The following is a 22,115-nucleotide window of genomic DNA, read 5'->3' as shown; positions in this document are numbered from 1 at the left end:
GAAATGCCGCCGGCGGGCAACAGCCACCCTGCCCCTCGCCGATATGACGAAGGCAGGGAAGGCCGCCGCTGGCGCCGGCAGCTAAGCGGAAACTCGGATCAGTGGTTCAGCGCAGCAGTGGCATCACGGCCTGGTGCGGCGGCCGCAGCCGGCTGCATCGCCACCGCCTTGGCCTGCACCGGCATGCCCGGCATGAAGACCTTCTGCACGCCATCGATGATGACCTTGTCGCCTGCGGACAGGCCCTGCTCGACGATGCGCAGGCCTTCCGCCGTGCGGCCAAGGCGGATGTCGCGGCGCTGGGCCTTGCCATCCTTGTCGACCACGTACACGTACTTGCGGTCCTGGTCGGTCAGCACAGCCTTGTCGTCGATCAGCATCGCCTGGAACTGGCCACTGCCCAGCAGCTGCACACGGGCGAACAGCCCCGGGGTGAACTGCCGGTCGGCATTGTCCAGCAGCGCACGCACGCGGATGGTGCCGGTGCTGCGTGCAACCTGGTTGTCGAGGAAGTCGACCTTGCCCGCGTGCGGGTAGCCTTCTTCACCCGACAGGCCAACCTTCACCGGCAGGTCGCTGTCGCGCTCGCTCGGGCGCTCGCCCTTGCGTGCCATCTGCGCGTAACGCAGGAAAGTGCTTTCGTCGGCATCGAAGTAGACGAACACGGTGTCCAGCGAGACCAGCGTGGTCAGCACGCTGGCGCTGTCGCCGGCGGTGACCAGGTTGCCCGCGGTGACCATCGCGCGACCGGCACGGCCGTCGATCGGCGCACGCACCTTGGTGAACTCCAGGTTGAGCCGGGCAGCATCCAGTGCCGCCTGCGCGGCCTGCACGGCTGCGCCGGACTGGTCTGCCGCAGCGCGACGCTGCTCGGCGGTCTCGGTGGAGATCGCCTGCTGCTCGGCCAGGCGCTTGGCCCGCTCCGATTCACTGCGGGCCAGGGTTGCCTGGGTGCGGGCGCGGGCCAGTTCAGCGGCGGCGCGATCGTACTCGGCCTGGTAGCTGCGCGCGTCGATGGTGAAGAGCACATCGCCCTTCTTCACTTCCTGGCCTTCGACGTAGTTGACCTTGTCGATGTAGCCGGACACGCGTGGACGCAGTTCAACGCTCTGCACCGCCTCGATGCGGCCGCTGAACTCGTCCCATTGGCTGATCTGCTTGACCAGCACCGGGGCTGCGCTGACCTGCGGCGGGGGCGGTGCACCGGCTTCTTCGGCATGGCCGCCACTGCAGGCAGCGAGCACCGCCGCGGCGAGGATCGACACGCCGACCATCGCAATGCGATGGCCGAAACGATGTGGGGTGGTTTTGGGGGAAGTCATGGCATGCATCCGTACGGAGGGGTGGTACAGCTAATGAGAATGGCTATCAGAAAGTGCGGCGTATGCTGCAACCTCAACCAAGGTCAAGGTCAAGCGACACCGACGGCGTCGCGCCACGGTGGTGGAACTTCCAGTCGCAGCAGGCCCCGCGGCAGTTCCGCATCGCTGCTGTCGCAGCGAACGATGGCGCGGTTGTCGCGGCAGCCATCAAGCAGCGACACCACGCGCCGGCCGACCAGCAGCGAGCTCGGCCACTCGATGCAGGCGTTGGCGGCGTTGGCCGGTGTACACACCGGGCTGCACACCTCCAGCATCTGCGCACGGACACCGACCGCCTGTGCTTCCTGGTGCACCACCTGCGCGTACATGCGCAGGGCGGCGGTGGTGATCGAGGTCTCGCCGTAGCCGGCCCAGGGCTTGAGACCGGCAGGGCTGCCGATCATCACGTAGCGCCGCGCATGCACGTTGTCACGCAGCAGCGGCAGCAGGTGGCGTACCGCATGCACATGGGGCATCAGGTCGGCCTGCAGTGCGCCGAGCAGTTCGTCGCCCTTGCGGTCCATCACCCGGCCACGGTTGTAAGGACCGCCCATGGCCGCGATCACCGCCGCCAACGGCCGAGGGCGTTGCGCGACGCGCTCGGCCAGGACCTGCGCCGAACCGTCGTCTGCCAGTGAACCCAGCATGGTCTGCAGGCCGGGCTCATCGGCGAACTGCGCTTCCAGCGACGCCAGCCGTCCTGGATCGCGGCCGACCACCAGCACCGGGCTGCCGGCTTCCAGCAGCGCACCGACCACGCCCTGGCCGACCGCACCGGTTCCGCCGAGGACCAGGACTTCGGGCATCAGAATCCCATTCACGGGACATTTCCTCCCAAATCCGGGATAGTCCCGATTCGGCGCAGTCGATCGCTCTTCTGCGGCGCCAAGCGGATGGCACCGCCACGCTGCTGCCGCATGGGCGCGGTAAACTCACGGAAATCCTTGTGCACCAAGGAACTCGGGCGGATCTCAACGGTCATCGCCAGATCCAGGGCGTTCTGGCCGGCATGCCGGAAACGGGCAAGAATGTTGCGCAGGCTCATGGCGGGGGGACTCCATTTCACGAATGGCGCCACGATAGACCTCAAACCTTTACTTGATTAGTCCTGATTAAGGGGAATAATCATCCCGTTCCCGGTCCAATCGATCTGTCACGATTGTCCCACCCCCGACGTCCAGGACTCCCGACCATGTCCCACGATCTCAATGAAACGCTGATCTTCGTCAAAGTGGTCGAGCAGGGCAGCTTCATCGCAGCTGCCAAAGCGCTCGGCCTGCCCAAGACCACTGTCAGCCGCAAGGTGCAGGAGCTGGAGACGCGGCTGGGCGCGCGCCTGCTGCACCGGACCACGCGCCGTCTTGGCCTGACCGAGGCGGGCTCGATCTACCACGAGCACTGCCAGCGCATCGCGCGCGAGCTGGAAGAAGCCGAGAGCGCGGTCAGCCAGTTGCAGTCCGGCCCACGCGGCTGGCTGCGTTTCACTGTGCCCTACTCCATCGGTATCACCTGGATCGCGCCGTTGCTGGGCCAGTTCCATGCGCAGTACCCGGAAATCCGCCTGGACATGCACATGGGCAACGAGAAGCTCGACCTGATCGCCGGTGAAGCCGATCTGGCCCTGCGCGTCGGCGCCCTGCCCGATTCCAACCTGGTCGCACGCAAGCTCGGCAGCCTGCGCACGCAGGTGTTCGCCAGCCCAGCCTACATCGAGCGCTACGGCGAACCACTGCACCCGGAAGAGCTTCAGTTCCATCGCATCCTGGCCATGCGCAAGCCCTACCACACTGGCAATTCACCGCGCTTTACCTGGCAGCTGGGCGAGAACGGAGGGGAACTGCGTGACTTCCCGGTGACGCCGCTGATGACGGCCAACGACATGTCCGCGCTCAACGGCGCGCTGGTGTGCGGTGAAGGCCTGCTGCTGACCGGCGATGTGATGGCCAAGCCGTTCGTCGAGTCAGGCATGGTCCGTCGCGTGCTTGCCGGGTGGACAGGTCCGGAGGTGGATTTCAACGCGGTCTTTGCCGGCGGCCGCCTGGTCTCGCCGAAGGTGCGCGCATTCGTCGACTTCCTGGTGGAGAAGCTCAACTTCGACGCCAATTACATGCTGGCGCAGTGCCCTGGCGCGAAGCTGGCGCGGCAGCAGCAGGAGCAGGAAGATGCCGCGCTTGAGATCAGCGGCAAGCGGATCCTGGAGAAGGTGGCCGCGCCGGCGGCGTGAAGCGGGGCCTGCCCGGCGTCATGCGGTGCGCTGTTCCAGCAGATGCTCGATCAGTGCCCGCAGCTTCGGCTCGGCCTGGCGCCGGCTGGGGTAATACAGGAAGAACCCTGCGAACCACGGGCAGTACGGCTCCAGCACGCTGACCAGTTCGCCACGCTGCAGCCACGGGCGCCATGTGTCCTCCATGCCGAAGGCCAGCCCGGCGCCCGCCAATGCCAGGCGGGTCATCGTGGCCATGTCATTGCTGGTGATCTCCGGCTGCACATCGACGCTGAACTCGCGTCCGCGCTCTTCGAATTCCCAGCGATAGGGCGCCTTGCGTGGTGCGGCGCGCCAGCCGATGCAACGGTGCCCGGGCAGCTCGCGCGGGTGCCTGGGCATGCCGTGCTGCTGCCCATACCGCGGAGTGCACACCACCACCTGCCGCTGCCGGCCGGACACCGGAATCGCCACCATGTCCTGGGCGATCACCTCGCCCAGACGCACGCCCGCGTCGAAACCCGCCTCGACGATGTCGAACTCCTCATCGGTCACCGTGATGTCCAGCTGCAGCTCCGGGTGCCGGGCGGCGAAGCTGGCCAGCAGGGGACCGGCCAGGAAATGCTCGGCAATGGAGGACACGGCCAAGCGCAGCTGGCCCTTGAGGGTGCTGCCGCGACGTAGCGTGGACTCCACGGCGCTGCCCAGCTCAGCCAGGGCGGGTCTGACCGCCGCAAGCAGCGCCTGGCCGGCATCGGTGAGGTTGACGCTGCGGGTGGTGCGCAGCACCAGAGCGACACCGAGCGACTGTTCCAACCGGGCGATGGTCTGGCTGACGGCCGACCGGGTCACGCCCAGTTGCTGGGCCGCCGCGGTGAAGCTGCTGCAGTCGGCTACCCGCTGGAACACCGCGAGGGCATTGAGATCGACGGACATTGGTTAGCGGATCTATACAAGGTAGTCAGCAGTCGCCATCTTATCGCGACGAGGCAGGCCGTCTACCGTGACTGCACCGGGCACGACCCGGCATTTCCCCCTAGCCCTTCCGGAGACCTGCCATGAGCCATTCCCGAACCATCCTGATCACCGGTGCCTCCAGCGGCATCGGCGCCGGCATCGCCCGCTCGCTGGCGCAGCCGGGTGCGCGACTGGTGCTGGGCGCGCGCCGCCTCGAACGGTTGCAGGCACTGGCGGATGAACTGCGCCAGCACGGCGCCGACGTACGCGTGCATGCGCTGGACGTGACGCAGCGCGCGCAGGTCGAGGCGTTCGCCGCGTCAGCCCTGGAGGAATTCGGCGCCCTTGATGTGATCGTCAACAATGCCGGTGTGATGCCCCTGTCGCCGATGGCATCGCTGAAGGTGGACGAATGGGACCGGATGATCGACGTCAACATCCGCGGTGTACTGCACGGGATCGCAGCCGTGTTGCCCCATATGCGCGCACGCGGCCGCGGACAGATCATCAACATCGCGTCCATCGGCGCGCTGTCGGTCGTACCGACCGCTGCGGTCTACTGCGCCACCAAGCACGCGGTACGCGCCATTTCGGAGGGCCTGCGCCAGGAACACCGCGAGCTGCGGGTCACCTGCATCCACCCCGGCGTGGTGGAAAGCGAGCTTGCGGACAGCATCACCGACCCGGTCGCCGCCGAAATGATGGTCGGCTATCGCGCCATCGCCCTGCAGCCGGACGCGATCGGGCGCGCGGTGCGGTTCGCCATCGAGCAGCCCGACGACGTGGACGTGAACGAGATCGTGGTGCGGCCGACGGCCGCAGCATGACCCGGCCGCCGTTCCTGCGCTAGGCGCCGCGCATCTCGCCCAACGAAAATGCCGCCTGCAAGGGCGGCATTCCCGTTCCGGCTGCGCCGGACCTGCACGCACGCGCCGCGCGTTACTGCTGCAGCGGAATCACGCGGATTTCAACACGGCGGTTCTTGGCACGGCCGGCATCGGTGCTGTTGTCGGCGATCGGGTACGCCTTGCCGGCGCCCAGCGTTTCGATACGCACGCTCTGCACGCCCTGCCCGATCAGGTACTGGGCGACCGAATCGGCGCGCTCCTTGGACAGGCGGTTGTTGACCGCATCGCTGCCGATGCTGTCGGTATGGCCGACCACTTCGATCATGGTCTGGTTGTAATCACGCAGGGTACCGGCCACGCCGTTGAGCGCGCCGTAGAACTGCGGCTTCAGTGCCGACTTGCCGAAATCGAAGGTGATGCCGTCGGGCAGGTTCAGCATGATGTTGTCGCCCTGGCGCTGCACATCGATGCCGGTGTTGGCAGTGCGCTCGCGCAGCGCGCGTTCCTGGCGATCCTGGTACTGGCCCACGGCCGCGCCACTGAGTGCGCCGATGCCTGCACCGATCAGCGCGTGCTGGCGGCGCTCGGTCGCACTGTCGCCGCTGAGCAGGCCGGCGGCCACGCCAATGGCGGTACCGATCAGCGCGTTGCGACCGGTCCGGTTCTGCTGCTCGGTCGGGTTGCCGTACTGATCGCTCTGCACGTAGGAACCGCCGGTGGCGCAGGCCGACAGGACGGCCGCGCTCATCAGGGCCAGTGCGACATTGCGGGTGGTGTTGCGGATCATGATGGTCTCCTTGGTTTCCGGTCGGGCCGGCGGCTTGCGGGCCGCACAGAGGATAAACAGCAGGACGCGATGCCGGGATGATGAACACGCCGCTAGACAGGCCCTTGTTCAGCTAGCTGTCTGGAACCCCGCGACGGCGCTTTACCCCGCTCCCGACTGGCGGTAGGCGGCGAGCGCTGCATCCCGGCCGGCGGCCAGATCCACAAGAGGGCTGCGCGGATACTCCGGCGCGTGCTCGGCCAGCCACTGCGGATGCTGCCACGGCGCGAAGCGCGCCTTCACCGGCAGCGCCGCCAGTTCCGGTACCCAGCGGGTGATGTAGCGCGCCTGAGGATCGAACTTTTCGGCCTGGGTGACCGGATTGAACACGCGGAAGTAAGGCGCTGCATCCGCACCGGTACCGGCCACCCACTGCCAGCCCATCGTGTTGTTGGCCAGGTCGGCATCGACCAGTGTGTCCCAGAACCAGCGTGCGCCATGCAGCCAGTGCGCGCGCAGGTGCTTGCACAGGTAGCTGGCGACGATCATCCGCACCCGGTTGTGCATGTACCCGGTATGCCACAGCTCGCGCAGGCCGGCATCCACGATCGGTACGCCGGTGTTGCCGCGCTGCCAGTCCTGCAGCTGGCCGGCGCTGGGCGTGGCCCACGGAAAGCGGTCGAAGCGCGGGTTGAGGTTGCCGGTGGGGGTCTCCGGAAAGTGATGCAGCAGGTGGTAGGCGAAGTCACGCCAGCCCAGTTGCCGCAGGTAGCCATCGATGTCGGCGTCGGTACCGGCGCTGCGCAGCCCTTCCAGCGCATGGGCGATGCGCCAGGGCGCGATCTCGCCGAAGTGCAGGTGCGGTGACAGCCGCGAGGTGCCGACCCGGTCCGGCAGGTCGCGCTGCGCGCGATAGCCTCGCAGCGCGCCGTCCTCGAACACCGAAAGCGCCTCCAGCGCGCCGGCCTCTCCCGGCTGCCAGTGCTCCCAGAAGCCCTCGTCCCAGCCGAGCGCCGGTGCCAGCCCGAGCGCCTGCAGCGACTCGCCTTCGACGGCATGCGTTGCCAGTGCCGAGGGCGCCGCCTGCAGCCCGGGCAGGCGCCAGTGACTGAGCACGTTGCGCCAGTAGGGGGTGAACACCTTGTACGGCTGCCCCTGCTGGGTGGCGATATCCCACGGCTCGAACAGCAGACTGCCGTTGCAGCTCTGCGCATCGATGCCCTGCTCGCGCAGCGTGCGCTTGATGGAGGCATCACGTGGCTGGGTGGCGGGCTCGTACTTGCGGTTCCAGTACACCGCCGTGGCACCGGTCCGTGCGATCAGTGCCTGCAGCACCGGCAGGCTGTCGCCGATCTGCAGCACCAGGGAAGAACCGCGGCCACGCAGATCCGCATCCAGCGCGGCAAGCGAGCGATGACGCCAGGCGTTGGATGCCGCTCCCGGCGCCCACTCGCCTTCTTCGTGCGGCGCGTGGATGTACACAGGGACCACATCGTGCCCCGCATCCAGTGCGGCCTGCAGGGCCGGATTGTCCTGCAGCCGCAGGTCGCGACGGAACCAGACCAACGCTACCGACACGTGCACCGCCTTTGCTGTGGAAGGCGGCCATGATAGCCAGCACAGGTGAAGACCGCGCAGGGGTGCAACGCCGTCCGCAGCCGGACTACTTCCCGGCGTCGAAACGCTGCATGGCTTCGCGGATCAGCGTACGCGCCTCGGCCGCGTTGCCCCAGCCCTGCAGCTGCACCGGGTTGCGTCCAGCTGGCAGATCCTTGTACACGCGGAAGAACGCCTCGATGCGCTGCCGCTCGATCTCCGGCAGATCGGCCAGATCGCGGACGCCTGCATAGCTCGGATCAACCTTGTCGGTCGGCACGCCGATGACCTTCTCGTCATGTTCGCCGCCATCGATCATCTTCAGATAGCCGATCGGGCGGAAGCGGATGATCACGCCGGGGTGCAGGGGTTCACGGGTCAGCACCAGCGCGTCCAACGGATCGTTGTCGCCCGCCAGCGTGCGCGGCATCGAACCATAGTTGGCCGGATAGGCCACCGGCATCGACTGGAAGCGGTCGACGTGGACCAGCCCGTCGTCCTTGATCTCATACTTGGTGAAGCTGCCAGCGGGAATTTCCACGGCCAGGTTCACCTCCTGCGGTGCCTGCTGCGGCTGGGCCGCCAGGAACGGATGCAGCACCGCATCAGCGGCGGCCACCGCACCGGCCAGCAACAGCAGAGCGGCACCGATGGCAGCAAGAGGAACGATGCGTCGGGGCATGGTCATCGGCGTCTCCTTATTCCCAGCAACGGTCGGCGCGACCCTTGGCAGTCTGCGCGCGCGGGCAGTCGCGTGGCGTGATGCGGCCTTCGGTCAGCTCCGTGCGCTGCTTGCCCCCGCTGGCGTCACGGTGCAGCTCGAAAGCATCGTACAGCTGCCCGGTCACCGTGCGCGCCTCATAGCGCAGGTGCTGCGGATCGATGCGCAGCACCTGGAACAGCTGGGTGTCCTCGGCCACCGGGGCCATCGTCCTTCGGGCTTCATCGGAAAGACGGTACTGCTTCGGTCCCGCCACGGTCACCACGTACTGCGGTGTGGCGGCCTGTCCTTCGCCACGGCGGCCATAGGTGTGGTCGTGCCCCTGCAGCACCAGATCCACCTGGTGACGACGCACCACCGGCAGCAGCACGTCACGCAATGCGGCGTTCTCGCGGCCTTCGCGCGGCGAGTAGAACGGCTGGTGCAGCATTACGATGGTCCACGGCTGCGGATTGCCGGACAGCACCTTGTCCAGCCAGTGTGCCTGGGCCTGGGCGGTGCCGAGATCGAGTGCCGAGGTTCCATCAAGCACGGCCACGCGCACGCCCTGCGCATCGAACCAGTAGCTGGTCTGCTGCGCGGCAGGGGCGCCATTGCCCGGCAGTGCGAAGGTCACCGGCCAGTGCCGGCCCAGCACACGGCGTTCCTGCGGAGTGTCCTGGAACTCCTCGAAATACTCGTGATTGCCGATGGCAGGCGCCACCAGTGTTTCCTGCGCCAGCCAGGCGGTGGCAGCGAACCATTCGCCCCATTCACTGTCGTCCACACCGTCGCCGCCGCTGACCAGGTCACCCGCGAACAGGCTCAGGCGAGCGTCCGGTGCCGCCTTCTGCGCGGCCCGGATCACTCGGCTGACGTGACTGAGATTCTTGTTCTGGGTATCGCCGAAGTACAGCAGCGTCAGCGGCTGCCCGGCGGCCGCCAGCGTGCGCAGCTGGTTCCATGCACTCCAGCCTGCCCTGCCCTGCACACGGTAGATGTATGCGGTATCCGGCTGCAGGCCATCGATGTCAACGCGGTGATGGTGCGACAGGCCGTTCTCGGTCTGCAGCGCCTGCGTGGTCGCGCGCAGCGCGCGAATGCCTTCGATGGCCGGCGAATCGCCGGCACGCGCGATCTCCAGCAGTGGCGCCTGTACGCTGCCATCCGTGCGCCAGGCCACGGCGAATCCGTGGCTGGGGTCGGCCGAGGGCGAGGCAACGATGCGATCCGGCAGTGGCGATGCCGCATAGTGGCGGCTACCCGCAGGCACCTGCGTGTTGGGTTCGACCGCCGCGGTGACCAGCAGAGGCAGGGCCAGCAGCAGGCTGGCGACGAACGCGCGCGTGCTGTGCCGCCTCATGCGCCACACTCCAGCGGCAGCGCCAACTGCCTGGCAACGCTTTCCCAGTCAAAGGCGACCACGCCCTGATCGTCATGCACCGCATACAGCGCACCGTGCGGGAACCGCGTGCTGGGCTGCTGCATCAGCCAGATGCCATCGGTGTTGGCCACGGTATTGCCCTGGAAGGCACCGACCGGCTTCAGCGTGTGCCGATCGAACAGATGGAACACGCTGCGCTGCTTGCCCTGCTCGGTGGTGATCCACCAGCCGTCCTTGCCGCAGGTCCGCAGGGTCACCCCTTCGGCCTGCGCCTTGAACACGTCACGGCCGAAGGTGGTGCCGGTGAAGCGGCCTGCCAGCGTATAGACCTTGAACTCGCTGGCGTAGCTCTCATCCTCTTCGGCAATCAGCAGACGGTCGTTGTCCGGATCACCCCAGATCGATTCGACCACGCGCAGCGCACCGGCCTCACTGGTGTCGCCGATGTCGGCGATGCGCTTCGCGTCGATCTTCGCGCCGTCGCGGGAAACGTGGTACTGGCGCACGCGCTTGTCCAGTTCCGCCAGCGGCGGCAGGATGTCGCGGCCCTGTGCGTCCTCGCCGTTGTCCCAAGAGTCCGTGACGTAGACGCTGTAGCCGTCCGCCCTGCGATCGACCCACAGCCCGTAGGGTTTGCGCAGATCTTCGGCAGCGAACGTCGCCAGTGGTATGAAGTCCGGCAGGGACAGGACCTGGACCCGGTGATTGTCGCGTTCCACGATCCACAGCAGGTCGTCGGTCACGGCGATGCCATTGGGGCGATCGAACTGTCCCAGGCCGGTACCGGTGGCACCGACGTCGCGCAGGTGACGGCCGGTGCTGCCGTCATACACCACCAGTTTGTCGGTGGCCTTGGCGGTGGCGATCAGCCAGATCTGCCCGTCCGGCGTCCGCCAGGTTGCGGGCGAATCGATGTTGTCGGCGGGCGTGAGTGGCGAGACGAACGCCTCGGCAACGGTGGCCACCGTGCGCGCCGGAGGCGTCGGCGACGCCGGCGACGCCGCATGTGCCGCCGGCGCGCGGTCGGCCGCTGGCGTGCAGCCCACGACCAGCGCGGATGCGATCGCTGCCACGAGCACCGGAACGTGCCGCCCCATCACAGCGCCACCTTCAGGCCCAGCGCGTAGGTGCGGCCATATTCTTCCATCTGCAGCGTGCGCGAGCGCGTGCCCTGGTACAGCTCCAACGGCTTGTCCAGCAGGTTCTGCGCCTCGAAGTACAGGCTGACGCGCGGGCTGAAGCGATAATCCAGCGAGAAGTCGAGCTGCGTGTTGGGTGCCACGTAGATGTCGAATGCACGGCCCTTGCCGATGCTGTCCAGATATTCGCTGCGGTACACCGCAGCCAGGCGGGTGCTCAGGCCATATTTCTCGTAGCCGACGTGCGCGCTGTACACGTGCTTGGAGGCACGCGGCAGCGTGAAGTCCTCGCCGGCACGGTCCGCGATGCCGGCATCGAATTCGGTATCCAGCCAGGTGCCGCTGGCCCCGACCAGAAGACCGTCGAAGCCTGCCGGCAGGAAGGCCAGCTGCTGCTGCCAGTTGAACTCGGCGCCGCGTACCGTGGCCTTGCGGCCATTGATCGGCTGGGTCACGTCGAAGCCGTCGTAGTCCGGATCATTGGTACGCACGGTTTCCACGATATAGCCGTCGATGGACTTGTGGAACAGGCCAAGCGAAACGATGCCGGTGCTGCCGATGTACTTTTCCACCGACAGGTCGATGTTCTTCGACTCGTACGGATCCAGCTCGGGATTGCCCAGCCGCACTTCCTCGTCGCCGCGGCTGTAGCCCACACGGGGCGAAACGTCGCCGAAGGACGGGCGCGAGACGGTCTTGTTGGCCGAGGCGCGCAGCACCCAGTCATCGGCTGCGTCGTAGCGCAGATGCAGGCCCGGCAGCACATTGGTATAGCTGTTGTTGGCCACGCGCGGGGTGACGGTGAAGCTGCGCCCGTTGGCCGCCACCTCGACCTGGTTGCCCACCGCCTTGAAACGGGTGTTCTCCACGCGTGCGCCGCCGATGATGCGCAGCGCACCGATATCCCAGGTCCCCATCGCATAGCTGGCGAAGATGTCTTCGCTGGCCACGTAGTCCTCTTCCAGCGATGCCAGCGCATTGGCGCCGGCGTCCTGCGGCCGGGCGCTGTACTGGCTGCCATTGGCCGCCCAGTAGGCCCGCATCGCCGCCGAATCCATGCCATCGCCCAGGTTGCCATGGCGATGCTCGGGGGCCGACGTGGTCCAACTCGACAGTGCCACCTTCGGGCCCACCCGCAGCTCACGCTCGTCGGTATTGACATCGCGGTCGCGCCAGCGGCCCAGCAGGCCGAACTTCAGGCTGCTGCTGTCGCCGTCGAAGCGTACGTTGACCTGCGCGCTGTGCTCCTTGTCGTTGACCTGCTTGGGCGAAAGCACGATGCGGTCGAAGGCGTAGTTGCCGTTGTCCAGCCACTGCGGGTTGTCGAAACTGTAGGTCGGCAGCCGGCTGCGCTGGTCCAGGGTGCCGTTGAAGTCATCACCGTCCAGCGTGAAGCGCGCCTCCATCTCGTCGTTCACCCGCTCCTCGGTGCGGGTGTAGCCGATACGGTAATCGACCACCGCGCGGGTCAGCCGGTTCTCGCCACCGAGGCTGGCTGCGAAGGTGTTCTCCTTCTTGGTGCGGTAACGCATGCGCTTGTCGATCGCATCGCCCGGCATGTCATCCAGCCGGTACTGGTCGGTGCCGGTGCGCACCATGTCGGCATCGTCGAAATTGAAGATCACCCGCTGGCGGGTCTCGGCATCGTCGAACTGGCTGTACAACGTGCGCAGGTAGTACTTGCTGTCTTCATTCGGGCGCCAGTCCAGGTTGAGGTTGGCGCCGATGCGCTTGCGCTCGATCTCGTACTTGCGGTGCTGCAGGTTGATCGCGGTGACATCCCCCGGTGCAGCATCATCCTCGCCGTCGTACTCCACTTCGGTGTTGTCCGATTCAAACCTGCGCTTCTGGTAGTTCACGCCCAGCGCGATGCCGAACGTATCGGCGAACACTTCGCTGTAGTTGAAGGCGGCCTTCGGGCTGGTTTCGCCCGAGAGCTGCTGGTGGCTGCCCTCGATCTTGGCACGCAGGCTGCGCCCGTCGCGATCGAATGCCGAGGCCGATTCGACCAGGACCGCACCGCCGATCGCGTCGCCGGGCATGTCCGGCGTTGGCGACTTGACCACGCGCAGCCGCTCGGTGGAGTCGGAGGGAATGACATCCAGCGGTGCAGCGCGGCTGGAGTCCTCCGGCGTACCCACGGCGATTCCATCGACGCTGACGCTGTTGAGGTTGGCGTCCAGGCCCCGGATGACCACGAAACGGCCTTCGCCCTGGTCGCGGGTGACGCTGATGCCGGGTAGACGCTGCAGCGATTCGGCCACGTTCTTGTCCGGATACTGGCCGAGGGCGTCGGAAGACACGGCATCTTCAATCGCGTCGCTGCTGCGCTTCAGATCGACCGCGCGGATCTGCGATTCGAGCTGCGCACGCACCTCGACGCGGTCCAGGTCGATCGCATCGACCGCCGCTGCCCCCGTGGCGGCGACCGTCTGCTGGGCGGCGGCCTGCAGCGGAGCGCTGGCCCCCATCGCCAGGGTCAGCGTGATGGCAACGGCCAACGGCGTCTTGATATGCACTGGGAATCCCCATTCCTGTTAAGAATGGGTCTGGACGGTATGTCCGCAAGGTTGCATGGCCATGACAGACGCCCTCGATCCGCGCCCGCTGGCTGCGCTCCGTTTGGGGTTCCGCACCCCGATCCGGCAGAATGATCGCCTCTCCCTTCCCCCTTTCCGACCATGAAGATCGTCGAAGTGCGCCACCCGCTGGTGCAGCACAAGATCGGCCTGATGCGCAACGCCGCGCTCAGCACCAAGGATTTCCGCGAACTGGCCAACGAGCTGGGCACGCTGCTGGCCTATGAGGCCACCGCTGACCTGGACACCGAGCCGCACACCCTGCCCGGCTGGGCCGGTCCGGTGACCGTGCAGCGCATCGCTGGCGCCAAGATCACCGTAGTGCCGATCCTGCGGGCCGGCCTGGGCATGCTCAGCGGCGTACTGTCGCTGATCCCTGCCGCCCGCGTGAGTGTGGTCGGCCTGCAGCGCGATGAGGAAACCCTGCAGCCGGTGCCGTACTTCGAGCGCCTCACCGGGCGCCTGGAAGAGCGCGATGCGCTGATCCTGGACCCGATGCTGGCCACGGGCGGCACCCTGATCGCCACCATCGACATGCTCAAGCGGGCCGGTGCGCGACGCATCAAGGGCATTTTCCTGGTCGCCGCTCCGGAGGGCATCGACGCGGTCAAGGCAGCGCATCCGGATGTGGAGATCTACACGGCGGCAATCGACGCCCAGCTCAACGAAAAGGGCTACATCCTGCCGGGCCTCGGCGACGCGGGCGACCGCATCTTCGGCACCCGCGTCGGCTGACCGGTGCGACGGGGTCAGATCCCTTTCGCAGAAAGGGCTCCGACCCCGGCACTCACCCCAGCGCGCGCGCCTTCAGTTCACCCTGCTCGTGCAGGGTCACGAAACGCCCCTTGTCGTCGCGCCCCAGCTGGGCCAGTGCGACCTGCGGGTCGTGGGTAAAGAACAGATGCACGTTGCGCGCCAGCTTGTCCTCCAGGAACTGCCGCTTCTCGTCGATCAGCAGTTCCGCGTTGCGGTCATATCCCATGGTGATCGGCACGTGCACCCACGAGCGCCCCGGAATCAGGTCAGCGCAGAACACCACACCACCGCGCGCGACCTCGCCTGCATGCCCATGGCCGACGATCTCGGCCAGCATCAGCCCCGGCGTATGCCCATCGCTGTAGCTGAAACGCACGCTGCTCCCCAGCGCCCGGGAGAACTCGCCGTCGACCACTTCCAGGCGCCCACTGGCCTGCAGCAGCCCGGGCAGCTCCGGGATGAAACTGGCGCGGTCGCGCGGGTGCGGCTGAAGTGCGCGCTGCCAGTGCTGTGCACCGACCACATAGGTGGCATTGGGAAACAGCAGTTCGGGCTCGCGCCCCTCGCTCCATGCTGCCAGCAGGCCGCCGGCGTGGTCGAAGTGCAGGTGGCTGAGGACCACCACGTCGATGTCCTCGTGTTCGAAGCCCGCCTCACGCAGCGAATCGATCAGCACGTGCTGGCTTTCCTGCACGCCATAGCGCTCGCGCATGCGCGGATCGAAGAACGCGCCGATGCCGGTTTCAAACAGGACCGTCTTGCCTTCCAGCGGGCTGGCCAACAGCGCGCGGCATGCCAGCTCGATACGGTTCAGCTCATCCGGTGCCGCCCATTTTTCCCACAACGCACGGGGTGCGTTGCCGAACATCGCACCGCCGTCGAGGCGCTGCGAGTTACCACGAATCGACCAGAGTTTCATGCGCCGATTATCGTCGGCAGGCCGTTAAATAATCGCTAGAACGAAACTGCAGCGCCCTGCCGTTGCGGGCAGGGCGCTGCGGCTCACCGTCGGCCGGATGGGACCCGGCGAGCCCGGCCGTTACCTGCCGGGCACCACCTGGGCGCTGCCGACCGGGTTGCGCGGATCGCTGCCGCCGAACAACCGGTTGCTCCTGCGATCCCATTCCACCGTCTGCAGATTGCCCCAGACGTGGCTGGAGCCGCGGCCACCGGCGGCGACATTCCCCGGCAGATCGATCTTGTGGCCCATCGCCTGCAGTTGCTTCACGGTGGCCGCGTCGAACGCGTTGTCTTCGGCCTCGATCAGGTCCGGCAGCCACTGGTGGTGGTAGCGTGGCAGCGCCGCGACCTGCTGCGCGTCCAGGCCGGCGTCGTAACCAAGGATGCCCAGCAGCACCATGGTGATGATGCGGCTGCCGCCGGGGGTGCCCAGCACCACGACCTTGTCGGCGTTCTCCATGAAGGTCGGCGTCATCGAGCTGAGCATGCGCTTGCCCGGCTTCGGTGCGTTGGCCTCGTAGCCCATCACGCCGAACGCATTGGGCGTGCCCGGCTTCAGCGCGAAATCGTCCATCTCGTTGTTCAGCAGCACACCGGTGCCCTTGGGTATCAGGCCCGAGCCGTACAGCAGGTTGACGGTCTGGGTGGCGCCGACGCGGTTGCCATCACGGTCGATGATCGAGAAATGGGTGGTCTCGTCGTCCTCCAGCGGCGTCGGATTGCCCGACAGCAGGTCGCTGGGCGTGGCCTTCTCCGGATGGATGGTGGCACGCAGGCCCTGGGCATAATCCTTGCTGGTCAGCACTTTCTGCGGGATCTGCACGAAGTCCGGATCGCCCAGGAAGAACGTGCGGTCGCGGTAGGCGCGCCGCATCGATTCGACTACCAGATGGGCGCGGTGCGCCGGATCCATCTGCTTGATGTCCCAGCCTTCGAGGATCTGCAGCATGCTGGCCAGGGCAATGCCACCGGACGACGGCGGCGGCGCCGTGGTGATCTTCCAGCCGTTGTAGTCGAAGACGATCGGCTCGCGCTGCTTCACCCGGTAGCCGGCCAGCTCCTCGGCGGTCCAGCGGCCACCGGCCTGCTTCACCCCGGCCAGCAGCAGCTTGCCGGTCTGGCCCTTGTAGAAGCCATCGAAGCCACCTGCCGCCAGCCGCTCCAGCGTCTGCGCCAGTTCCGGCTGCCGGAACACATCACCGGTGGCGATCGGCCTGCCGTTGCGCAGGTACACCTCGCGGGTCCCGGGGTAACGCTCCATCACCTCGCGGCGCGAGGCATAGCCCTTGGCCATCCGCTCGTACACCGGGAAGCCGTCGCGGGCGATGCGGATGGCCGGTTGCAGCGAAACCGCCAGGGGCAGCCTGCCGTGCCGGGCCGAAAGCTCCACCAGCGCCGCAGGCAGGCCGGGGATACCCGCCGACCAGGCGCCGTTGACCGAGCGGTCGCGGTCCAGGTTGCCCTTCCCGTCGAGGAAGGCCTGCGGCGTGGCAGCAGCCGGCGCGGTCTCGCGCGCATCCAGCATCACGTCCTTGCCGGTGGCCGCGTCATGCAGCAGGAAGAAGCCGCCACCGCCCAGGCCGGAACTGATCGGCTCGACCACCGCCAGCGTCGAGGACACCGCCACCGCGGCGTCGAACGCGTTGCCTCCCTGCGCAAGGATGTCGACGCCAGCCTGGGTGGCCAGCGCGTGGCCGCTGGCAATGGCAGCGCCATCGGGACGTTCGGCACGGGCCGGCGCATCGGCCCAGGCAAGCGGGCTCAGCAACAGGCCGAGCAGCAACACGGGACGGGCGAGCAGCGTCTTCATTCGGATGGGGGCTCCGCGTAGAGTTCGGGATGATCGTGCTGCAGCCGGCGCAGTTTGGCCAGCAGCTGGTCTTCCGTTTCCACGATCTCCGGGTCCGGATCGATGCATTCGACCGGGCAGACGACCACGCACTGTGGCTCGTCGAAATGGCCCACGCACTCGGTACAACGGGCGGGGTCGATCACGTAGATGGTTTCACCCATCGCAATGGCCTGGTTCGGGCAGGCCGGCTCGCAGACGTCGCAGTTGACGCAGAGCTCATTGATTTTCAGCGACATGGCGATACTCCTCGCCCGCGCCTTGGGACAAAGGACCGGCCAGCGCGGGCGCGCGGGCCGGTCAGGTCATCGGTGGCGCCCGCTACAGGCGCCACCCGGGCCACGTTGCAACGTGGCCGCCACGGCTCGGTCTTACTTGGCTTCGACGAAAATGTACTCGGCACCGGTCGGCTGCACGGCCGCCTGCACGCGGGCGTTGTCGGCCGACTGGCCGATGAAGACGACGCGCACGCCCTTCATCGAATCCGGCGACACGTCCTTGAACACGGCCTGGATCATGTCCGCCATCTTGCCCGAGGCCGACGAACCGAAGGCCAGCATGTTACCCGGCTGCACGCCACGGGCCACGGCCTGGGTCGCGCTCTCGGTCTGGCGCTCGTACTTGGCCTGGAAGTCCGGGTCCGATTCCGGCGAGAGGTAGTACAGGAACGGGCTGTTGGAGATGTTGCCCATGTTCTGGATGGCGACTTCCTGCAGGTACTTCTTCCAGCCTGCGTCGTCGTCCTTGGACGGGGCGACCAGCGCCTGCTTGGCTTCGTCGACCGGAGCGGCCTCTTCCTTCTTGCAGGCGGTGAAGGCCAGGGCCAACGAGGCGATCAGCATCGCGCGCATGGTGGTGTTCATGGTTTCCTCCCGGAATGGTGCGTGGTGTTGTACGTAAGGGGTGCGGGTACGGCGGGGCTTACGACTGGGTCGATTTCGCCTCGCGGACCCTGCGCAGGGCTTCGAGCACCGCGGCCGGCACGAAGCCGGACACGTCGCCGCCCAGGCGCGCGATCTCGCGGACCAGCGAAGACGAAATGAAGCTGTGCTGCTCGGCCGGCGTCAGGAACAGGGTCTCGACTTCCGGGATCAGGTGGCGGTTCATGCTCGCCATCTGGAACTCGTATTCAAAGTCCGACACCGCGCGCAGGCCGCGCAGCAGGACCCCGCCCTGGACGGAGCGTACGAAATGGGCCAGCAGGGTATCGAACCCGCAGACCTCGACGTTGCCATGGTGGCCCAGGGCATCCCGGGCAAGCTGCACGCGCAGTTCCAGCGGCAGGGTCGGCCCCTTGGACGGGCTCTGCGCCACGCCGACCACGACCTTTTCAAACAGCGGCGCGGCCCGGTTCACCAGGTCGATATGACCGTTGGTGATCGGATCGAACGTGCCGGGGTAGACGGCAATGCGGCGGTTGGCCACGGTCATGGGCAGTTGCAGATGTTCAGATGAAGTCAAAGTGTAGCAGCGGCGCGGCGGTACAGGGCAAAGCGCACCTCACGGGTGCCGCCCTCGCGGTGCAGCAGCCAGTCCGGCGGCAGCACCGGGACGTGACCGGCCGGCGACTCCAGGTAGAGCCAGGCGTCGGCTGCCAGATGGCGCGGCAGCTGGGCCAGCACATCCTGCCAGAGGCCATCGGCGAACGGCGGGTCGATGAACACCAGATCCGCCTGCTGCGCGGGCGCGCCCTGCAGCCAGCGCAGGGCATCGGCCTGGACCACGGTGATCTGCGCGCTGGCCTGCAGCTTGGCGACGGCGGCCGACAGATTGCGGCCGAGCTGGGCATCGCGCTCGACCAGGGTGGCGTGAGCGGCGCCGCGCGAGACGGCTTCCAGGCCCAGCGCGCCGCTGCCGGCAAACAGGTCCAGCACGCGGGCCCCGGCCAGTCGGGGCATCAGCCAGTTGAACAGGGTCTCGCGCACACGGTCACTGCTGGGCCGCAGGCCCGGCAGGGTCGGCACCGGCAGGCGGGTATTGCGCCAGCGCCCGCCGATGATGCGAACCTGGCCGTCATTGCCTCCACGGCCGCTCATCGGGGCCACCGGCGAAGGGTGTTCGAGAATTTCAGCATGAGCGGGATTGTAGTTCGGCCGGGCGGCGCCCGGCACCCGCAGAAGCCAGAGCAACGGCTGGAGCAACGGCTGGAGCAACGGCAAAGGCTGGTTTCCTGGGGGTTGGCGGGGTGGGTCAGGTTGTGGGGGACGCCGTGAACCCATCCCTGGGGGCTTGGCCGCGGCATCCATGCCGCGGACACCCCCATAACCTGACCCACCCCGCCTTCGACAGTTCGCTGCGATCTGCAGATCCACGCCATGCGTGGATGAACATCTGTCAGATATCGAAGGATTTGATCAGATCAGAAGTCCAGCCGTTGTCACCGTCACCGGTGACCTGTCAGAGGCGGGGCGGTGTGGGGTGGCAGGACCGTTGGCGCCATGGATGGCGCCATCGAGCCCCCATGGACGGGTTTACGGCGTGTCCTGCCACCCCACACCGCCCCGCCAAGCAAGCAGACAACCCAGAGCCGCTTTAGCCCTGGCTTTTGCTCTGGCCTCTGCGGGTGCAGGGCGCCGCCCTGCCCGACCAACCCCCTTGATTTCGGGACAATCACCCCTACCCCTTGGCGAGGCCGCACGCGCTGGCGCGGCATTGCACACGGAGCCCTATCGATGACCGAGACGACCCAGACCGAAACCCTTGGCTTCCAGACCGAAGTCAAGCAGCTGCTGCAGCTGATGATCCACTCGCTGTACTCCAACAAGGAGATCTTCCTGCGCGAGCTGGTGTCCAATGCCGCCGACGCAGCCGACAAGCTGCGCTTCGAGGCGCTGACCCAGCCGTCCCTGCTGGAAGACGACAGCGACCTGCGCGTGCGCGTCAGTTTCGACCCGGCCGCCCACACCATCACCATCGAGGACAACGGCATCGGCATGAGCCGCGCCGAGGCCATCGCCCACCTCGGCACCATTGCCAAGTCCGGTACCGGCGACTTCCTGCGCCAGCTGTCCGGCGACCAGAAGAAGGATTCGCAGCTGATCGGCCAGTTCGGTGTCGGCTTCTACAGCGCGTTCATCGTCGCCGACGAAGTCGAAGTCACCTCGCGGCGGGCCGGCCTGGCCAGCAGCGAAGGCGTGCGCTGGACCTCGCGCGGCGAAGGCGACTTCGACGTCGCGACCCTCGACAAGCCCGAGCGCGGCACCCGCATCGTGCTGCACCTGAAGGACGGCGAACACGACTTTGCCGATGGCTGGCGCCTGCGCAGCATCCTCAAGAAGTACTCCGACCACATCGGCCTGCCGATCCAGATGCCGAAAGAGGGGGGTGAAGAGGGCGCGGCGGTCGAATGGGAAACCGTCAACCGTGCCAGCGCGCTGTGGACCCGTCCGCGCACCGAGATCAGCGACGCCGAGTACAGCGAGTTCTACAAGCACGTGGCACACGACCACAGCGATCCGCTGGCGTGGAGCCACAACAAGGTCGAAGGCAAGCTGGAGTACACCTCGCTGCTGTACGTGCCGGGCCGTGCACCGTTCGATCTGTATCACCGCGATGCGCCCAAGGGCCTGAAGCTGTATGTCCAGCGGGTGTTCGTGATGGACCAGGCCGAGCAGTTCCTGCCGCTGTACCTGCGCTTCATCAAGGGCGTGGTCGATTCCAACGACCTGTCGCTGAACGTCTCGCGCGAGATCCTGCAGTCCGGCCCGGTCATCGATTCGATGAAGGCCGCGCTGACCAAGCGCTCGCTGGACATGCTGGAGAAGCTGGCAACCGACAAGCCCGAGCAGTACGCCACGTTCTGGAAGGAGTTCGGCCAGGTGCTGAAGGAAGGACCGGCCGAGGACTACAACAACCGCGAGAAGGTGGCCGGCCTGCTGCGCTTCGCCTCCACCCGTGGCGAGGGCGATGCCCAGACCGTCTCGCTGGCCGACTACATCGGTCGCATGGCCGAAGGCCAGGACAAGATCTACTACCTGACCGGCGAGAGCTACAGCCAGGTCCGCAACAGCCCGCACCTGGAAGTGTTCCGCAAGAAGGGCGTGGAAGTGCTGCTGCTGACCGACCGCATCGACGAATGGCTGATGGGTTACCTGACCGACTTCGACGGCAAGGGCTTTGTCGACATCGCCCGTGGCGACCTCGACCTCGGCGCGCTGGAGACCGAGTCGGACAAGCAGGAACAGGAAGCGGCGGCCAAGGACAAGCAGGCCCTGATCGAGCGGCTGAAGGCGGTGCTCGGCGACGACGTGGCCGAAGTCCGCGTGTCGCACCGGCTGACCGATTCGCCAGCGGTGCTGGCCATCGGCGAACAGGATCTGGGGCTGCAGATGCGCCAGATCCTGGAAGCCAGCGGCCAGAAGGTGCCTGACAGCAAGCCGGTGCTGGAGATCAATCCGGGGCACCCGTTGATCGCCAAGCTCGATGGCGAGGCCGATGGTGATCGTTTCGATGATCTCGGCCGCGTGCTGTTCGACCAGGCCGCGCTCGCGGCCGGCGACAGCCTGAAGGACCCGGGCGCCTACGTTGCGCGCCTGAACAAGCTGCTGCTGGAGCTGTCGGCCTGACACGCTGGGTGGTCGCCGGGCATGGCCCGGCGCTGCCAGGCGCTGGCTGGCATCTGCCAGGCCGGGCTGCTCAGGCCCGGCGATCCAGCAGCGACCCCAGCATCTGGTCCTGGCGGCGGACCAGCGAAGCGTTGGCGGCGAAGGCCACCACCTCCGCGTTTGCCGCCAGCAGATCAGCCAGCGGCGCGGCGGGATCGGCGCCGGCAGCGGTCACCCGGGTCTGCACCCCACCCTGCTCCACCGCCGCGCGCTGCACCTGCAGGCGCGGTGCATCGGCTGTCGCCAGGTTGGCCACGTTGTGCGCGGCCACCTGCACGCCTTGCCCTGCGGCCCGCATGCCGCTCCAGGCCGTTGCCATCACGTTGTCCATGGCGGTCTCCAGGCCACTCGGTGCAGCCCTCCGAAGCCATTAGCGGCTGCCCGGCCGCGACCTTGAGTCCACATCGGGCAGA

The 22,115-nt window shown here is 67.1% G+C and carries 21 protein-coding genes; 4 read left to right on the top strand and 17 right to left on the bottom strand.

Annotated features, from left to right (window positions below):
- Positions 1–98 precede the first annotated feature (98 nt).
- From N8888_RS07275 to N8888_RS07265, 3 genes are all read right to left on the bottom strand, one after another.
- Positions 99–1,322, bottom strand: coding sequence for an efflux RND transporter periplasmic adaptor subunit (locus N8888_RS07275; protein WP_263177920.1), 1,224 nt, complete (start codon positions 1,320–1,322; stop codon positions 99–101).
- 89 nt (positions 1,323–1,411) lie between these two features.
- Positions 1,412–2,182: an SDR family NAD(P)-dependent oxidoreductase gene (locus N8888_RS07270; protein WP_053517454.1), complete on the bottom strand. Its 771-nt coding sequence runs from the start codon at positions 2,180–2,182 to the stop codon at positions 1,412–1,414.
- The gene (locus N8888_RS07265; RefSeq protein ID WP_053517540.1) at positions 2,179–2,406 is read right to left on the bottom strand and encodes a hypothetical protein; all 228 of its coding nucleotides are present in this window, start codon (positions 2,404–2,406) and stop codon (positions 2,179–2,181) included. The genes N8888_RS07270 and N8888_RS07265 overlap by 4 nt, the downstream gene beginning before the upstream one ends.
- Before the next feature lie 147 nt (positions 2,407–2,553).
- On the opposite strand from N8888_RS07265, the gene N8888_RS07260 reads away from it, so the two are divergent.
- Positions 2,554–3,585: a LysR family transcriptional regulator gene (locus N8888_RS07260; protein WP_065174970.1), complete on the top strand. Its 1,032-nt coding sequence runs from the start codon at positions 2,554–2,556 to the stop codon at positions 3,583–3,585.
- An 18-nt stretch (positions 3,586–3,603) separates the two neighbouring features.
- On the opposite strand, the gene N8888_RS07255 is transcribed toward N8888_RS07260, so the two are convergent.
- The gene (locus N8888_RS07255) at positions 3,604–4,500 is read right to left on the bottom strand and encodes a LysR family transcriptional regulator (RefSeq protein ID WP_065174969.1); all 897 of its coding nucleotides are present in this window, start codon (positions 4,498–4,500) and stop codon (positions 3,604–3,606) included.
- A gap of 122 nt (positions 4,501–4,622) precedes the next feature.
- Between N8888_RS07255 and N8888_RS07250 the strand changes: the two genes are divergently transcribed.
- Positions 4,623–5,348 carry an SDR family oxidoreductase gene (locus N8888_RS07250; RefSeq protein ID WP_053517327.1) on the top strand — a complete coding sequence of 242 codons (726 nt, stop codon included), beginning with the start codon at positions 4,623–4,625 and terminating at the stop codon, positions 5,346–5,348.
- A 112-nt stretch (positions 5,349–5,460) separates the two neighbouring features.
- On the opposite strand, the gene N8888_RS07245 is transcribed toward N8888_RS07250, so the two are convergent.
- From N8888_RS07245 to N8888_RS07220, 6 genes are all read right to left on the bottom strand, one after another.
- On the bottom strand, positions 5,461–6,156 hold the full coding sequence (locus N8888_RS07245; protein ID WP_053517326.1) for a YiaD family glycine zipper/OmpA-like lipoprotein: 696 nt from the start codon (positions 6,154–6,156) through the stop codon (positions 5,461–5,463).
- 141 nt (positions 6,157–6,297) lie between these two features.
- Positions 6,298–7,713, bottom strand: a complete 1,416-nt coding sequence (locus tag N8888_RS07240; RefSeq protein ID WP_053517325.1) for a cryptochrome/photolyase family protein — start codon at positions 7,711–7,713, stop codon at positions 6,298–6,300.
- A gap of 85 nt (positions 7,714–7,798) precedes the next feature.
- The gene (locus tag N8888_RS07235) at positions 7,799–8,419 is read right to left on the bottom strand and encodes an inorganic diphosphatase (RefSeq protein WP_065174967.1); all 621 of its coding nucleotides are present in this window, start codon (positions 8,417–8,419) and stop codon (positions 7,799–7,801) included.
- A gap of 10 nt (positions 8,420–8,429) precedes the next feature.
- Complete coding sequence (locus N8888_RS07230) at positions 8,430–9,794, bottom strand: purple acid phosphatase family protein (protein WP_164152977.1); 1,365 nt, start codon at positions 9,792–9,794, stop codon at positions 8,430–8,432.
- Positions 9,791–10,912 (bottom strand): NHL repeat-containing protein, encoded by a 1,122-nt coding sequence (locus tag N8888_RS07225; protein WP_263177919.1) that lies wholly within the window; start codon positions 10,910–10,912, stop codon positions 9,791–9,793. The genes N8888_RS07230 and N8888_RS07225 overlap by 4 nt, the downstream gene beginning before the upstream one ends.
- Complete coding sequence (locus N8888_RS07220) at positions 10,912–13,425, bottom strand: TonB-dependent receptor (protein WP_262918073.1); 2,514 nt, start codon at positions 13,423–13,425, stop codon at positions 10,912–10,914. Before N8888_RS07220 ends, N8888_RS07225 begins: the two co-directional genes overlap by 1 nt.
- Before the next feature lie 210 nt (positions 13,426–13,635).
- Between N8888_RS07220 and upp the strand changes: the two genes are divergently transcribed.
- The gene (gene upp, locus N8888_RS07215; RefSeq protein ID WP_053517320.1) at positions 13,636–14,268 is read left to right on the top strand and encodes a uracil phosphoribosyltransferase; all 633 of its coding nucleotides are present in this window, start codon (positions 13,636–13,638) and stop codon (positions 14,266–14,268) included.
- A 52-nt stretch (positions 14,269–14,320) separates the two neighbouring features.
- Here upp and N8888_RS07210 read toward each other — a convergent pair whose 3' ends face one another.
- The 6 genes from N8888_RS07210 to rsmD all read right to left on the bottom strand — a co-directional run bounded on the left by N8888_RS07210 (position 14,321) and on the right by rsmD (position 19,134).
- A complete protein-coding gene (locus N8888_RS07210) occupies positions 14,321–15,208 on the bottom strand; it encodes an MBL fold metallo-hydrolase (protein ID WP_053517318.1) in 888 nt (295 codons plus the stop codon).
- A 120-nt stretch (positions 15,209–15,328) separates the two neighbouring features.
- Positions 15,329–17,059 (bottom strand): gamma-glutamyltransferase, encoded by a 1,731-nt coding sequence (gene ggt / locus N8888_RS07205; protein ID WP_197600423.1) that lies wholly within the window; start codon positions 17,057–17,059, stop codon positions 15,329–15,331.
- Positions 17,056–17,337, bottom strand: coding sequence for a YfhL family 4Fe-4S dicluster ferredoxin (locus tag N8888_RS07200; RefSeq protein ID WP_053517316.1), 282 nt, complete (start codon positions 17,335–17,337; stop codon positions 17,056–17,058). The genes ggt and N8888_RS07200 overlap by 4 nt, the downstream gene beginning before the upstream one ends.
- A 132-nt stretch (positions 17,338–17,469) precedes the next feature.
- A complete protein-coding gene (locus N8888_RS07195; RefSeq protein ID WP_053517314.1) occupies positions 17,470–17,961 on the bottom strand; it encodes a hypothetical protein in 492 nt (163 codons plus the stop codon).
- Between the two features lie 58 nt (positions 17,962–18,019).
- A complete protein-coding gene (coaD, locus tag N8888_RS07190) occupies positions 18,020–18,529 on the bottom strand; it encodes a pantetheine-phosphate adenylyltransferase (RefSeq protein ID WP_053517312.1) in 510 nt (169 codons plus the stop codon).
- A 26-nt stretch (positions 18,530–18,555) separates the two neighbouring features.
- On the bottom strand, positions 18,556–19,134 hold the full coding sequence (rsmD, locus tag N8888_RS07185) for a 16S rRNA (guanine(966)-N(2))-methyltransferase RsmD (protein WP_065181287.1): 579 nt from the start codon (positions 19,132–19,134) through the stop codon (positions 18,556–18,558).
- Between the two features lie 636 nt (positions 19,135–19,770).
- Between rsmD and htpG the strand changes: the two genes are divergently transcribed.
- Positions 19,771–21,663 (top strand): molecular chaperone HtpG, encoded by a 1,893-nt coding sequence (gene htpG, locus N8888_RS07180; protein WP_053517309.1) that lies wholly within the window; start codon positions 19,771–19,773, stop codon positions 21,661–21,663.
- 70 nt (positions 21,664–21,733) lie between these two features.
- On the opposite strand, the gene N8888_RS07175 is transcribed toward htpG, so the two are convergent.
- Positions 21,734–22,033, bottom strand: a complete 300-nt coding sequence (locus tag N8888_RS07175; RefSeq protein ID WP_065174961.1) for a hypothetical protein — start codon at positions 22,031–22,033, stop codon at positions 21,734–21,736.
- Between the last annotated feature and the right edge of the window lie 82 nt (positions 22,034–22,115).

This window comes from Stenotrophomonas maltophilia (assembly GCF_025642255.1).
Lineage (GTDB): Bacteria > Pseudomonadota > Gammaproteobacteria > Xanthomonadales > Xanthomonadaceae > Stenotrophomonas > Stenotrophomonas maltophilia_P.
Note: the sequence above shows the minus strand (reverse complement) of the source record. Positions and strands in the feature narration are given on the sequence as shown.

What these genes read in the sequence shown, in the direction of transcription:
- N8888_RS07275 (WP_263177920.1), bottom strand. Translation starts at nt 1,322, where the DNA reads ATGACTTCCCCCAAAACCACCCCACATCGTTTCGGCCATCGCATTGCG.
- N8888_RS07265 (WP_053517540.1), bottom strand. Translation starts at nt 2,406, where the DNA reads ATGAGCCTGCGCAACATTCTTGCCCGTTTCCGGCATGCCGGCCAGAAC.
- N8888_RS07260 (WP_065174970.1), top strand. Translation starts at nt 2,554, where the DNA reads ATGTCCCACGATCTCAATGAAACGCTGATCTTCGTCAAAGTGGTCGAG.
- N8888_RS07255 (WP_065174969.1), bottom strand. Translation starts at nt 4,500, where the DNA reads ATGTCCGTCGATCTCAATGCCCTCGCGGTGTTCCAGCGGGTAGCCGAC.
- N8888_RS07250 (WP_053517327.1), top strand. Translation starts at nt 4,623, where the DNA reads ATGAGCCATTCCCGAACCATCCTGATCACCGGTGCCTCCAGCGGCATC.
- N8888_RS07245 (WP_053517326.1), bottom strand. Translation starts at nt 6,156, where the DNA reads ATGATCCGCAACACCACCCGCAATGTCGCACTGGCCCTGATGAGCGCG.
- N8888_RS07235 (WP_065174967.1), bottom strand. Translation starts at nt 8,419, where the DNA reads ATGACCATGCCCCGACGCATCGTTCCTCTTGCTGCCATCGGTGCCGCT.
- N8888_RS07230 (WP_164152977.1), bottom strand. Translation starts at nt 9,794, where the DNA reads ATGAGGCGGCACAGCACGCGCGCGTTCGTCGCCAGCCTGCTGCTGGCC.
- N8888_RS07225 (WP_263177919.1), bottom strand. Translation starts at nt 10,912, where the DNA reads ATGGGGCGGCACGTTCCGGTGCTCGTGGCAGCGATCGCATCCGCGCTG.
- N8888_RS07220 (WP_262918073.1), bottom strand. Translation starts at nt 13,425, where the DNA reads ATGGGGGCCAGCGCTCCGCTGCAGGCCGCCGCCCAGCAGACGGTCGCC.
- upp (WP_053517320.1), top strand. Translation starts at nt 13,636, where the DNA reads ATGAAGATCGTCGAAGTGCGCCACCCGCTGGTGCAGCACAAGATCGGC.
- N8888_RS07210 (WP_053517318.1), bottom strand. Translation starts at nt 15,208, where the DNA reads ATGAAACTCTGGTCGATTCGTGGTAACTCGCAGCGCCTCGACGGCGGT.
- ggt (WP_197600423.1), bottom strand. Translation starts at nt 17,059, where the DNA reads ATGAAGACGCTGCTCGCCCGTCCCGTGTTGCTGCTCGGCCTGTTGCTG.
- N8888_RS07200 (WP_053517316.1), bottom strand. Translation starts at nt 17,337, where the DNA reads ATGTCGCTGAAAATCAATGAGCTCTGCGTCAACTGCGACGTCTGCGAG.
- N8888_RS07195 (WP_053517314.1), bottom strand. Translation starts at nt 17,961, where the DNA reads ATGAACACCACCATGCGCGCGATGCTGATCGCCTCGTTGGCCCTGGCC.
- coaD (WP_053517312.1), bottom strand. Translation starts at nt 18,529, where the DNA reads ATGACCGTGGCCAACCGCCGCATTGCCGTCTACCCCGGCACGTTCGAT.
- rsmD (WP_065181287.1), bottom strand. Translation starts at nt 19,134, where the DNA reads ATGAGCGGCCGTGGAGGCAATGACGGCCAGGTTCGCATCATCGGCGGG.
- htpG (WP_053517309.1), top strand. Translation starts at nt 19,771, where the DNA reads ATGACCGAGACGACCCAGACCGAAACCCTTGGCTTCCAGACCGAAGTC.
- N8888_RS07175 (WP_065174961.1), bottom strand. Translation starts at nt 22,033, where the DNA reads ATGGACAACGTGATGGCAACGGCCTGGAGCGGCATGCGGGCCGCAGGG.